Raw genomic sequence first — 13,022 nt, forward strand, 5'->3', positions numbered from 1 at the left:
TATTTGCAAGAATATTTGTTTAAGCCAAGAAATATTTATTCCTTTGCACCGAAAAATCAATAAATTATCTTATTTATAAACCTAAAAAATTAGAATTATGTCTGAAATTGCATCAAAAGTACAGAAAATTATCGTTGATAAATTGGGCGTAGAAGAATCAGAAGTTGTTCCAACAGCTAGCTTCACCAACGATTTGGGTGCAGACTCATTGGATACTGTAGAATTGATTATGGAATTCGAAAAGGAATTCGGCATTCAGATTCCCGACGATCAGGCAGAAAAAATCCAGACTGTAGGCGACGCTATCTCTTATATCGAGGCTAACGCTAAATAATTAATTCTATTTTATGGAATTAAAGAGAGTAGTAGTAACAGGTCTTGGTGCACTGACTCCCGTAGGAAATACAGTTCCAGAATTCTGGAACAACCTTGTCAACGGTGTCAGCGGAGCAGGACCTATTACTCATTTTGATGCGTCTAAATTCAAGACTCAGTTCGCTTGCGAAGTAAAAAACTTCAACGCGACCGATTTCATCGACCGCAAGGAAGCACGCAAGATGGACCTCTATACCCAATATGCCGTCGTAGCAGCAAAAGAAGCCGTTACTGACGCAGGGATAGATGTAGAAAAAGAAGATCTGAACAGAATCGGCGTCATTCTAGGAGTAGGAATCGGCGGAATCCATACTTTCGAAGAGGAAGTGGGAGGATATGAACAGACCAAAGACACAATCGGTCCGAAGTTCAGCCCGTTCTTCATACCTAAAATGATTGCTGACATCGCTTCCGGACAAATATCGATCATGTACGGCTTCCACGGACCGAACTTTACAACCACCTCAGCATGTGCCTCTTCTTCAAATGCCATTGCAGATGCATTCAACTACATCCGTCTGGGCAAGGCAAACATCATCGTTACAGGCGGTGCCGAAGCAGCCATTTTCCCGGCAGGCGTAGGAGGATTCAATGCCATGCACGCATTGTCTACACGCAATGACGACCCGGCACGCGCTTCGCGTCCTTTCAGCGCAAGCCGCGACGGATTCGTTATGGGAGAAGGTGCAGGATGCCTGATCCTTGAAGAGCTGGAACATGCAAAGGCACGCGGAGCGAAAATATATGCCGAAGTGGCCGGAACAGGCGCTTCTGCCGATGCCTACCACCTCACAGCTTCCCATCCGGACGGTCTGGGAGCCAAGCTCGTGATGAAAAATGCACTGGAAGATGCAGGCATGCAGCCGGAAGACATTGACTACATCAATGTTCACGGAACCTCTACTCCAGTAGGCGACATCTCGGAAGTGAAAGCCATCAAAGAGCTTTTCGGCGAACATGCCTACAAACTGAACATCAGCTCTACGAAATCAATGACAGGACACTTGCTGGGAGCTACCGGAGGTGTAGAAGCCATTGCAAGCGTATTGTCTGTAAAGAACGACATTGTTCCTCCGACTATCAACCATGAAGAAGGCGACAACGACGAGAACATCGACTACAGCCTGAACTTCACGTTCAACAAAGCACAGAAGCGTACGGTTCGCGCCGCTTTGAGCAACACATTCGGTTTCGGCGGACACAATGCATGTATAATTGTAAAAAAATACACTGAATAATTGTGTTTAGCAATATTATTGACAAGATAAGGCTTCTTTTCCGAAAGGACAGGGAGTCTTATCTTTGTTTTTACAAGATTCTGGGATTCTATCCAAAGAATATCGAGCTCTACAAGCAGGCACTTCTGCACAAGTCATCCTCAATAAAATCGCAGGAAGGAAGACTTCTGAACAACGAAAGACTGGAATTTCTGGGCGACGCTATCCTAGACGCAGTCGTAGGTGATATCGTATACAGGCATTTCGGAGGAAAACGTGAAGGCTTCCTCACCAATACGCGCTCTAAAATCGTCCAGCGCGAAACGCTGAACCGCATCGCCGTAGAGATAGGGCTTGACAAACTGATCAAATTTACCACACGCCAGTCGGCCCACAACAGCTATATGTGCGGAAACGCTTTCGAGGCACTTATAGGAGCCATCTATCTTGACCGCGGATATGATGCCTGCATGAGATTTATGAGCAAGCGCATCATGACGAACTATCTGGACATTGAGCAGGTTTCACGAAAAGAGGTCAACTTCAAGTCGAAGTTCATCGAGTGGAGCCAGAAGAACAAATTCGCCATCGAATTTATTCTGCTGGAACAGTCGGTAGACGACAGCCAAAGCCCCGTGTTCGAAACGCAGATAAACATCGAAGGCATCCCGGCAGGAAGAGGGAAAGGATACTCCAAGAAAGAATCGCAGCAGGAAGCCGCCCACAAAAGCCTGAAAAAGATTAAAAACGATGCGGCCTTCATCGACTTAATCTTTGCAGCCAAGAAAGAAAGAGAGATGAAGAATGAAGAAGAGATGCAGGCACAAGAAAAGACAGGAGATTCACTCCCCGAGAAACAAGAAAATGCCGGCTCTACAGCCCTGACCGCAACGGAAACAAAAGCCGAACTTCCGGCCGAGAAATATGAAGACATCGAACGGATCATCTCGGAAGCTGAAAACGCAGCCTTTCTTGAGGCAGAAAAAGAAAAGGATGCGATGAAACTATCCGAACAGGACTAGGATACAAAGGCACAAAAGAACGCCATCAGACTGCAGATCTTGACAAACGCGCATTTGTGCCTTTGCGCTTCAAACTATATTCCGGCACATCACTTGCCGAAATTTCCTTTTGCCGGAACATAAATGGGATGGGTGCGCGCCCCCACGTTCTTCAGCCGGCCTTCTTCCACAAGCTTCTTTATCACCCTTGCCGCAGTAGAACGGGTAAAGCCGCAAATGTCTTCCAGCTTCTGTCTTGTAAGCACCTCCCCGTTCCCGAAAAATTCCGCCAGCAGCTTCTCAAGCTTTTCATCCGAACACTTCGCCGAATGCGGACGGATATCCGAGCGTTCGGTTTCCGCATTGCGCATCAGTTCAAGCAAGCGTTTGTCGGGGCGGAAGCGCACGGTTCTGACCTTCACGTCCCTCGAGCGTGTATCTTTCGGATTCTTGGTTTCCGGGCATTTCAGCGTCACCTGAAAATATCCCAGCCCTTCTACGTGCACCCGCTCTCCTTCTTTCAGATGCCAGGCCAGTTCCTGCCCAAGCGAAACCAGCACCGCATGCACGTCGGCCTCTGTCAGCGTACACCGCTGCTGTATGCTGCTCGCCAGGGCATCTGTGCTGACATGCCGGAAATTGACCACGCGCGCATAATAACGTTTCTTTGATGTGCCCTCCGTATCGGGCGTACGATAAAATTCAAACTTGATTGCCATTTCTTTCAATCCGTCGGTTAAGGTTAAACATCGGTTTCAATTTATCTCTTCACTGGAGTGATACGTTCGTTTCACTGGAGTGATGCGTTCTCCCCACTGCAGTGAGGACATCGTATCACTCCAGTGAAGAGGTAAAAACAACAAGACAAAGATAGAATAATTTTCGGAACAGTGCAATTTTTCTTCCCCGCACGGTGCCAGGATTATCCGAAGCAGATCCCCATGTGGCGGCCCTGCACAACCAGGTCGTGTTCTTCCGTAACCAGCTTCAGCTTGCCGGCCACCTCACTCAGAGCAACCGAGTCAATGCTGTCGCCACGAAGCGCGACCATCTTTCCGAAACGTCCCTGGGCAATCAGGTCCACCGCATGGCCTCCCATACGGGTAGCCAGATTGCGGTCGTAAGCCGTTGGGGCACCTCCGCGCTGAATATAGCCCAGCACAGTTTCGCGCGTTTCAAACCCTGTTTCATATTCTATTTCTTCCGCTATGTATTGAGCGGCTTTCTTTCCGCCTAAGGTCTGGATGCCTTCTGCCACAACCACGATAGAGTAAGGCTTTCCCCGCTTCAGCCGGTCGATAATCGCGTCGCCTATCCGATGCATGTCGTACGGGATTTCAGGAAGCAGAATGATGTCGCCTCCCCCGGCCATGCCCGAGTAAAGGGCTATCCATCCGGCCTTATGCCCCATCACCTCAATCACCATCACACGCTGGTGCGAACTCGCGGTCGAGTGCAGGCGGTCGATAGCGTCGGTAGCGATAGAAACCGCCGAATCGAACCCGAACGAAACATCAGTTCCCCACACGTCGTTGTCTATTGTTTTCGGAATCCCCACCACATTCACTCCCATTTCGGCCAGCCGTGCGGCGGTTTTCTGCGTGCCGTTTCCGCCGATGCACACAATGCAGTCCAACTGGTGGTCTTTGATTGTCTGAAGCAGGATGGCCGGCTTGTCTTCTGAAAAGGCGCCGCTCCCTCTCCGCTTGAACGGCTTGACGCGGGACGTTCCCAGAATCGTGCCGCCCAAATTCAGCAAGCCCGTCAGAGAATTATTGTCCAGCCGGACAATATCATCGTCCAGCAACCCTCTGAAGCCGTTCCGGATGCCGTACACTTCCATTCCATAATGGTTGACGGCCGCTTTGCATACCCCGCGAATCGTAGCGTTGATGCCCGGACAATCACCGCCTGAAGTCAAGATTCCTACTTTCATAGTCTACCGCATTTAAATTTGTGATGTAAAGGTAAGAAAAAAGTAACCAAAAGTCGCCACTAAGGGAAAAATAATACACGCCGCACAAAAAATTGGAAAGAAAAAATTACCTTTGCAGATGGAGTGTTGAAATAAAGACAGCAAATGAATACAACAAAAGTGATAGGAAAAATATTCGGTTCGCGGCAGAGGGCTATCGAAAAGTATGCCACTGAAACAGAAGCCATTCAGAACCGGGTATTCCAGAAACTGATACAGCAGGCCGCTCCGACGGAGTGGGGAAAGAAATACGACTACGCGCACATACGGACCTATGAGGATTTCCGGCGCGTACCCATCCAGACCTACGAAGAAGCAAAAGGCTACATCGACCGGATGAGGCACGGAGAAGAAGACGTGCTATGGCCGGGAAAGATTATCTGGTATGCCAAATCCTCCGGAACGACAAACGACAAAAGCAAATTCATCCCGGTGAGCCAGGACGGTCTGCACGGAATACACTACAAGGGAGGAGTTGACGCCGTCGCGCTTTATCTGGCGGAAAATCCCGAAAGCCGGTTCTTCTCGGGCAAGGGACTGATTCTGGGAGGAAGCCACAGCCCCAACTACAACGTGAAAGACAGCCTGGTGGGCGACCTGTCGGCCATTCTGATCCAGAACATCAACCCGCTGGTAAACTTTATCCGCGTTCCGAGCAAGGAAATCGCGCTGCTCAGCGAATTTGAAGAAAAGGTGGAGCGCATAGCCGAAACAACCATCCACGAGAACGTGACCAACATCTCGGGCGTTCCCTCATGGATGCTTGCCGTCATCAAACGCATTCTTGAGAAGACAGGAGCGAAACACCTGAACGAAGTGTGGCCCAACCTGGAGGTGTTCTTCCATGGGGGCGTATGCTTCACGCCATACCGCGAACAATACAGGCAGCTGATACCGGGAAGCCAGATGCACTACATGGAAACCTACAACGCCAGCGAAGGCTTTTTCGGACTCCAAAGCAATCTGAACGACCCTGCCATGCTGCTGATGATTGACTATGACGTGTTCTACGAATTCATTCCGCTGGAAGAAATCGACGACCCGGAACCGCATATCGTGCCTCTCACCGGCGTGGAAGTGGGACGGAACTATGCCATCGTCATCAGCACTTCGTGCGGGCTGTGGCGGTATATCCTGGGAGATACAGTAAAGTTCACCCAAAAGAATCCGTACAAGTTCATCATCTCCGGACGCACAAAGCACTTCATCAACGCCTTCGGCGAAGAACTGATGGTGGACAATGCGGAAAAGGGACTGGCGCAGGCTTGTGCCGCAACAGGAGCACAGGTGCTCGAATACACGGCGGCCCCCGTATTTATGGATGCGGACGCAAAATGCCGGCACCAGTGGCTGATAGAATTCAGCGTCATGCCGGATTCGCTCGAAAAGTTCCGCGACATACTCGACCGGTCGCTTCAGGAAATCAACTCCGACTACGAGGCCAAACGGCACAAGGACATCACCCTGCAAAAGCTGGAAATCATCGTGGCACGTCCCAATCTGTTCCACGACTGGCTGAAGCAAAAAGGCAAATTGGGAGGGCAGCATAAAGTGCCCCGGCTCAGCAACAACCGAAACTATATAGACGAAATCCTGCAACTGAACCATTAAACCGCTAAAAACCGAATGAAACCGATTCCCAAATACATCGCTCTGCTGCTGATTATCATCGGCTTCTATGCGTGCGCCAGCACCGGACAGCCCGACGGGGGACCATACGACGAAACTCCGCCGAAGTTCGTGCGCGCCACGCCCGAACCGAACGCAACCAACAACAAACGAAAGAAAATATCCATCGAGTTTGACGAATACATCAAGCTCGACAAGCCTTCGGAAAAAGTCATCATCTCTCCTCCCCAAAAAGAAGCTCCCGAAGTAAAAGTGAGCGGACACAGAGTGCTGGTGGAGTTCTTCGACACGCTGCAGGAGAACACGACTTATACGGTGGACTTCGGCGACGCAATCGTAGACAACAACGAAGACAATCCGCTGGGCAACTTTGCCTATGCATTCTCAACGGGAGAACATATCGACACGATGGAGGTGTCGGGCACCGTGCTCAACGCCCAGGACCTGGAACCGATAAAGGGCATTCAAGTGGGCCTTCACAAGGATCTGAACGACACGGCATTCACCAAACTGCCTTTCGCGCGCATTTCGCGCACAGACAGCCGCGGGCATTTCACCATCCGCGGAGTCGCTCCGGGAAAATACCGCATCTATGCGCTTCAGGACGGAAACCAGAACTATCTGTTTGATTCGAAAACGGAAGCCATCGCCTGGCAGGATTCGCTGGTCATCCCAAGCATGGCTCCGGCCGTAAGGCAGGATACCGTATGGAACGAACTCGACACGCTGGCCTACGACACGATTTATGAAGTGAAATACACCCGCTTCATGCCCGACGATCTCATTCTCCGCGCATTCAAGGAAGAAAATCCCATGCAGTATCTGGTAAAGAGCGAACGGGAGCAACTGAACCGCTTTTCTCTGTATTTCAGTGCAAAGGCCGACACGCTTCCTACAATCAAGGGACTTGACTTTGACGAGAAAGACGCGTTCGTAATCGAAAGCAACGCACGCCACGATACCATCCGATACTGGATAAAGGATACGACGCTCTGCGAACGCGACACGCTGACCTTCCAGATGGATTATCTTGCCACAGACACCCTGGGAAAACTGGTTCCCAAGACAGATACCTTGCGGATGATGAACAAAATCAACAAGGAGCGCCGCCTGGCAATGGCGGAAGACGCGCGGAAGAAAGAAGAGAAAGAACGGAAAAGAAGGGAAAAGCGAGGCGATACCATCAAGGCAGAGCCCAAGTTCTTTGCCATGACGGTCGATGCTCCTTCTAGCCTGGACATCAACAAAAACGTTGTGCTCAGATTTGAAGAGCCGGTTGAACATATCGATACCTCCGGCATTCATCTGGCCGTAATGGTAGACTCCGTATGGCAGGAAACTCCGTTCATCTTCAGAGCCGACTCCGGGGTTCACAGGCAATATCAGATTCTTGCAAACTGGGAGCCGGGACAGGAGTATCAGCTCACCATCGACTCGCTTGCCATCAAGGGCATTTACGGACTGTATACGAACAAGACCGAAAACAAGCTGAAAGTGAAAACGCTTGAAGAATACGGCACGCTCTACCTGAATATCATAGGGGCAGGCCCTCATGCCATCGTGCAATTGCTGAACAGCAGCGATGCCGTGGTGCGCCAGCAGACCGTTACCGACAAGAACACATGCGACTTTTATTTCCTCCAGCCCAGCACCCAATACTATATCCGCCTGATAAACGACAGGAATAATAACGGTGTATGGGATACAGGAAACTACGAGAATAAAATCCAGCCGGAAGAAGTTTTCTATTTTCCCAAAGTTTGGGAAATGAAGGCTAACTTCGAGTTCGAGGAAACATGGGACATTCATGCCGTGCCGCTCGACAAGCAAAAGCTGGATGAAATAAAGAAACAGAAACCAGAAGAAGCCAAAAAAATCAAGGACCGCAACAAGGAGCGGGCACGTAAATTAGGAAAAACATGAGAAAACTGATTCTTTGCCTCTGCCTTCTGATAGGAAGCATGGCAGCTAAAGCACAATGCGGCGCGGTAAACGACGCCATCAAGCCGGGCGAAACTCTGTCGTACGAACTGAAGTTCAACTGGAAGTTCATCTGGATCAATGCCGGATGGGCAAAAATGACAGTAAACGAAGCAACCTACAAAGGGATGCCCTGCCTGAGGACAGACCTGGAATCATATACAAACAAAAAGATAGACTTCTTCTTCAAAATGCGCGACACGCTGACCTGCATAACGACAAAGGATCTGGTGCCGGTGTATTTCCGCAAAGGAGCTGAAGAAGGAAAGCGGTACACAGTAGACGAAGTAAACTTCAGCTACCGGAACGGACTGTGCATCGTCGACCAGCAACGCACGCTTAGAGGAAATACAGACAAGCACCACGATGAAATGGAGGTCTGTGTATACGATATGCTGAGCATCCTGCTGCAGGCCCGCTCATACGATCCGACAGACTATAAAGTAGGACAAAAGATTCTGTTTTCCATGGCAACGGGAAGAGCGATCGAAAAACAGACACTTATCTACCGCGGCAAGGAAAACTTCAAGTCGGAAAACAATGTCACTTATCGCTGCCTTGTGTTCTCACTGGTCGAATATACCGCTGAAGGGAAAGAAAAAGAGGTCATCACATTCTACGTGACAGACGACCGCAACCATCTTCCCGTCCGCCTGGACATGTACCTGAACTTCGGCTCAGCCAAGGCATTCCTGACAAACATCGAAGGCAACCGGCATCCGCTGACTTCGATCGTGGAAGAAGGAAAATAAAGATCTCCCCAAATGAAATAACTTAAGACAAAGAGGTTGTGCCGGCATTTCGACACAACCTCTTGTGGTGAAAGAAAGCTGCTCCGACATTCCGGCAAAGCCTCGTGATCCGAAGCTTCAGGAAATGCATACACATCAGATCTGACATGACAAAAAGTCGGTCTGCCAACAAAAAAAAGACGGACACCCGCAGGCATCCGTCCCTTTGCAGTCAATATTCAAAAGCTTTATTCTGCACCTTCATCGCTCAGCGTAGCAATACTTACCCGGTTCCAGTCGGCTTCCGAGAACATATTTCCAACGCCCTGTCCTTCTGCCGAGATACGGCTTGCACTGATTTTGTATCTGTTCACCAGTATCTTCTTCACTGCATCCGCACGTTGCTGTGCAATGCGTGCATTTACCTCTGCACTTCCTTCGGGAGAAGCATACCCCTTGATTGAAACAGTGCTTCCCGGATGATTCTTCATATATGTAGCGATACGCTCAACATTCGGAATCTGATCGGAGCCTACCGAAGTGCTTCCCTGACGGAAAGTAACGACTGACTCAAGCGACATGGTATGGCTGTTCTTAACGATTGTTTCGATCGGCGCATTCTGACATTCCGAAAGTTCCTTCCGACATTTTTCCAAAGCGTCCTGCAATTCGTTGGCACGTGCCGCGCTATTATCCAGCGCTTCTCTTTTGAGTTCAACCTCTGCGCGCAATGCGTTAACTTTTTTATTCAACGCCTCTGCCTCACACGCATCGTACGGACGCTGGATCGTCATATAGTGTTTGCCATTGCTTCCGCGGAAGTGGTAGGTCACACCAGCCAGAAGTTCCATTGCCGATCTGTTAACATTCAGTGCGGTTCCGTCCATACGCCATACTACTGCAGGCTTGATGTTGACAGACCATGCTTTCTCTGCGCCCAGATTAAAATTCAAGCTTGCTCCAAAACGGGTGGTCAGATAACTGTCGTCCTTTCCATAGCCCGAATTCATGAAATCGTGTCCCCAGCCGAATCCGCTGACAGCTTCAACCTCAAACAGACGCGGTTTGCCAAGGTATCCTCCAAACAGATTGTTCAAGTTGATCTTGCCATTGGCAGTAAGAGTCAGTGCATCAAAGGCTGTACGGCTATATGAAGTGTTCACAGCAGACAACCCCTGAAATGACAGGCCGAATACCGGAGTTACCTGTTTTCCGAGTTCCAGGCCTACAGCTCCACGCATGTTCTTCCAGAAGGCAGAATGAGAGAGCGGAGTGACTCCGCCGCCGTTCAGGCCGATATACCAGTTGTCGAAGAAGGCAGTACCTTCATACGCTTTCTGTGCGTTCACAGACACAGCCATTGCAGCAAACAACGCTGCAACCATTGCAATTTTCTTTCTCATTTTCTTTTAATTTAGTTAAGTTCTTGTCTTTAGTGTATTACAAAATCGATGCCATTCATGTATCCCATCTGGTGGAAAACAAAACAGACAAAGAAAAGTTTCATCCGTATATAAAAAAATACCCTGCCAATTAAATTGACAGGATACTTCTTATAACAACCGGTTTACGTTATTTGTTCAATTTCCATGTAAATCCGTCTTTTGTATCTTTCACCTCAAAACCCAAGGCAGAAAGACTGTCACGGATCTTGTCGCTGGTAGCCCAGTCCTTATTGGCTTTTGCTTTCATACGCTGTTCAAGCAGCATGTCAACAACTTTGCCGAACGCTTCTTCACGAGCCTCATTATTCTCAGTTTCCGACTTCAGTCCCAGAATATCAAACGCGAACAGACTGAACACATCTTTCAGTTCTTCCAGATCTTCTGCACTGATGGTCGCCTTCTTGTCAGTCACCGTATTTACCATACGGACAGCATCAAAGAGATGAGAAATTACAATCGGCGTATTCAGGTCGTCATTCATCGCCTCGTAGCATTTCTCACGCAATCCGGCCGGTTCTATGCCCGAAGTCGTTGCAGAAGGAGCAATGCGCTCCAGATTCTTGAATCCTTCCATCAAACGTTCGAGTCCCTTTTCGGCAGCCTGCAGCGCTTCATTGCTGAAGTCAACCGTACTGCGGTAGTGAGCCTGAAGAATGAAGAAACGGATTGTCATCGGCGAATAAGCTTGAGAAAGCAGCTTGTTGGAACCGGTAAAGAACTCCTCAAGCGTGATGAAATTGCCGAGCGACTTGCCCATCTTCTGTCCGTTGATGGTAATCATGTTGTTGTGCATCCAATAGCGCACCATCTGATGTCCCTCAGAAGCCACAGCCTGAGCAATCTCACATTCATGATGCGGGAAAACCAAGTCCATACCTCCTCCATGAATATCAAATGTTTCCCCCAGATACTTGCGTCCCATGGCTGTACATTCGCAATGCCAGCCGGGGAATCCGTTGCTCCACGGAGAAGGCCAGCGCATGATGTGTTCCGGCTGCGCACATTTCCAGAGAGCGAAATCGGCCGGATTATGCTTCTCTTCCTGACCGTCCAGTTCACGGGTTGTATTGAGCACATCGTCAAGGTTGCGTCCCGAAAGCACGCCGTAGTGATGATCCTTATTATATTTTGCCACGTCAAAATACACCGAACCTTCGCTAACATAGGCATATCCGTTTTTCAGGATCTCCTCCACCAGCTTAATCTGCTCGATGATATGCCCCGAAGCATGCGGTTCAATGCTTGGCGGAAGCACATTCAGCGCCTCCATCGCCTTATGGTAACGGATCAGATAATATTGCACAACTTCCATCGGCTCCAACTGTTCCAGGCGCGCTTTCTTTGCAATCTTGTCTTCTCCGTCATCCGCATCATGCTCCAGATGTCCTACATCCGTAATGTTGCGCACATAACGCACCTTATAGCCCAAATGCTTCAGGTAGCGGAAAAGAATATCAAAAGTGATTGCCGGACGAGCATGGCCCAAATGAGCATCCCCGTATACGGTAGGACCGCAGACATACATCCCGACATGAGGAGCGTGCAAAGGAACGAACAGCTCCTTCCTGCGGGTCAAAGTATTGTAAATAATCAGCTTGTCAGTTTCCATAATTATAATGATTAGTTGCGCAAAGTTATAAATTTTATAATTATCCGCAACCATCCGCGCGTTTTACTTCACCAATATGCATCCCCCTTCGGGTTGAATGACCATCTCCACCCTTGCCGGGTTTTTGATTTTCTTCTGCTCCACCTGCAGGCTTCTCCCCTTTCCGTCCGCATAGCATGACACTTCATCTCCTTTTTGAAGCATCGGGAGGTCCAGCTCCAGCTTCAGCGGTTCCTTCCGGGCGTTGATTCCGGCTATGTACCACCGGCTTCCGTTCCGCCGCGCCAGCACGCAGTACTCTCCGGGATAGCCGTCGATGAATACCGTTTCGTCCCATGTGGTGGGAACCTCCCTCAGGAAGTCCAGCGCCTGTCGGGGAGCGTCCGTCAGGTTGTTCGGCGTGAGAGCGAAGTTCTGCACGGGGTTCTGGAAGAGGACGGCCGTGGCCAACTGGAAGGCGTCCGTTGTCCTGCGTGTCGTCCCCCCGTCGTTCGTGCGGTTGTAGCGCCTGTTCAGGAAGGTCCCTCCGAATTCCATGCATCCCACTGCATTGCGGATGAACGGGTGCAGGCAGGCGTTGAACGCTTCCATGTCATCGAAGTGCTGGCTGAACACAAGGTTTTCGGAAGCGAGCACCGCTTCGCTCCCCACGTAGTTGGGATACATGCGCTCCCATCCGCGGGGCAGCGTACACCCGTGGAAGATGACCATCAGGCCGTAGTCGTCCGCATCGCTCAGGATAGCCTCGTAGAGCCTCATCGTTTCCTGCTTGTCGCCTCCGAAGAAGTCCACCTTGATTCCCTTCGCGCCAATTTCCTTCAGCCACTTCATTTCGCGCTTCCGTTCCACCGGACTGTCCATCCGGTTGGTGGGACCCTGCACGATGTCGTTCCAGTAGCCGCTTGAGCTGTACCACACGAACAGGTCCACATTTTTGGACCGCGCATAGTCTGCAAGCCGCTTCATACCATCCCGGCCGATGTTCGTATCCCACCAGTTGTCGACCAGCGTGTATTTGAATCCCATTTCCGAGGCCAGGTCAACGAACTTCACCTGGTCG

11 protein-coding genes are annotated in these 13,022 nt (G+C 49.9%); 6 read left to right on the forward strand and 5 right to left on the reverse strand.

Annotated elements, in window-relative coordinates; translation table 11 throughout:
• The first annotated feature begins 97 nt into the window (after positions 1-97).
• Genes QUW60_RS11375 through rnc form a run of 3 tightly spaced genes read left to right on the forward strand, consistent with a single transcriptional unit; the run spans position 98 to position 2,614 of the window.
• Positions 98-334 carry an acyl carrier protein gene (locus QUW60_RS11375; RefSeq protein ID WP_258338582.1) on the forward strand — a complete coding sequence of 79 codons (237 nt, stop codon included), beginning with the start codon at positions 98-100 and terminating at the stop codon, positions 332-334.
• Between the two features lie 13 nt (positions 335-347).
• Positions 348-1,613: a beta-ketoacyl-ACP synthase II gene (fabF, locus tag QUW60_RS11380; protein WP_258338581.1), complete on the forward strand. Its 1,266-nt coding sequence runs from the start codon at positions 348-350 to the stop codon at positions 1,611-1,613.
• A 2-nt stretch (positions 1,614-1,615) separates the two neighbouring features.
• Complete coding sequence (rnc, locus tag QUW60_RS11385) at positions 1,616-2,614, forward strand: ribonuclease III (RefSeq protein WP_289560604.1); 999 nt, start codon at positions 1,616-1,618, stop codon at positions 2,612-2,614.
• Between the two features lie 89 nt (positions 2,615-2,703).
• Here rnc and QUW60_RS11390 read toward each other — a convergent pair whose 3' ends face one another.
• Together QUW60_RS11390 and QUW60_RS11395 are read right to left on the reverse strand one after the other, a co-directional pair.
• Entirely contained in the window at positions 2,704-3,312 is a 609-nt protein-coding gene (locus QUW60_RS11390; RefSeq protein ID WP_289560606.1) for an HU family DNA-binding protein, read from the reverse strand.
• A gap of 203 nt (positions 3,313-3,515) precedes the next feature.
• On the reverse strand, positions 3,516-4,529 hold the full coding sequence (locus tag QUW60_RS11395) for an ATP-dependent 6-phosphofructokinase (RefSeq protein ID WP_258338578.1): 1,014 nt from the start codon (positions 4,527-4,529) through the stop codon (positions 3,516-3,518).
• Between the two features lie 144 nt (positions 4,530-4,673).
• Between QUW60_RS11395 and QUW60_RS11400 the strand changes: the two genes are divergently transcribed.
• From QUW60_RS11400 to QUW60_RS11410, 3 genes are read left to right on the forward strand one after another with little or no spacing between them, the layout of a single operon-like run.
• Positions 4,674-6,179, forward strand: a complete 1,506-nt coding sequence (locus QUW60_RS11400; protein WP_289560608.1) for a GH3 auxin-responsive promoter family protein — start codon at positions 4,674-4,676, stop codon at positions 6,177-6,179.
• Positions 6,180-6,194: 15 nt separating this feature from the next.
• Positions 6,195-8,120 (forward strand): Ig-like domain-containing protein, encoded by a 1,926-nt coding sequence (locus tag QUW60_RS11405; protein ID WP_289560610.1) that lies wholly within the window; start codon positions 6,195-6,197, stop codon positions 8,118-8,120.
• On the forward strand, positions 8,117-8,929 hold the full coding sequence (locus QUW60_RS11410; protein ID WP_258338575.1) for a DUF3108 domain-containing protein: 813 nt from the start codon (positions 8,117-8,119) through the stop codon (positions 8,927-8,929). Before QUW60_RS11405 ends, QUW60_RS11410 begins: the two co-directional genes overlap by 4 nt.
• A 227-nt stretch (positions 8,930-9,156) precedes the next feature.
• Here the strand turns inward: QUW60_RS11410 and QUW60_RS11415 are convergent, their stop codons facing one another.
• The 3 genes from QUW60_RS11415 to QUW60_RS11425 all read right to left on the reverse strand — a co-directional run.
• Entirely contained in the window at positions 9,157-10,311 is a 1,155-nt protein-coding gene (locus tag QUW60_RS11415) for an OmpA family protein (RefSeq protein WP_289560612.1), read from the reverse strand.
• A gap of 169 nt (positions 10,312-10,480) precedes the next feature.
• Entirely contained in the window at positions 10,481-11,962 is a 1,482-nt protein-coding gene (gene cysS, locus QUW60_RS11420; RefSeq protein ID WP_258338573.1) for a cysteine--tRNA ligase, read from the reverse strand.
• 63 nt (positions 11,963-12,025) lie between these two features.
• The coding region (locus tag QUW60_RS11425) for a glycoside hydrolase family 97 catalytic domain-containing protein (RefSeq protein ID WP_289560615.1) at positions 12,026-13,022 on the reverse strand (997 nt) is incomplete at its 5' end.

Origin of the sequence: Bacteroides gallinaceum, assembly GCF_030373775.1 — a bacterium.
GTDB classification, from domain to species: Bacteria; Bacteroidota; Bacteroidia; order Bacteroidales; family Bacteroidaceae; genus Phocaeicola; species Phocaeicola excrementipullorum.

What these genes read in the sequence shown, in the direction of transcription:
- QUW60_RS11405 (WP_289560610.1), top strand. Translation starts at nt 6,195, where the DNA reads ATGAAACCGATTCCCAAATACATCGCTCTGCTGCTGATTATCATCGGC.
- cysS (WP_258338573.1), bottom strand. Translation starts at nt 11,962, where the DNA reads ATGGAAACTGACAAGCTGATTATTTACAATACTTTGACCCGCAGGAAG.
- QUW60_RS11400 (WP_289560608.1), top strand. Translation starts at nt 4,674, where the DNA reads ATGAATACAACAAAAGTGATAGGAAAAATATTCGGTTCGCGGCAGAGG.
- QUW60_RS11410 (WP_258338575.1), top strand. Translation starts at nt 8,117, where the DNA reads ATGAGAAAACTGATTCTTTGCCTCTGCCTTCTGATAGGAAGCATGGCA.
- fabF (WP_258338581.1), top strand. Translation starts at nt 348, where the DNA reads ATGGAATTAAAGAGAGTAGTAGTAACAGGTCTTGGTGCACTGACTCCC.
- QUW60_RS11395 (WP_258338578.1), bottom strand. Translation starts at nt 4,529, where the DNA reads ATGAAAGTAGGAATCTTGACTTCAGGCGGTGATTGTCCGGGCATCAAC.
- QUW60_RS11375 (WP_258338582.1), top strand. Translation starts at nt 98, where the DNA reads ATGTCTGAAATTGCATCAAAAGTACAGAAAATTATCGTTGATAAATTG.
- QUW60_RS11390 (WP_289560606.1), bottom strand. Translation starts at nt 3,312, where the DNA reads ATGGCAATCAAGTTTGAATTTTATCGTACGCCCGATACGGAGGGCACA.
- QUW60_RS11415 (WP_289560612.1), bottom strand. Translation starts at nt 10,311, where the DNA reads ATGAGAAAGAAAATTGCAATGGTTGCAGCGTTGTTTGCTGCAATGGCT.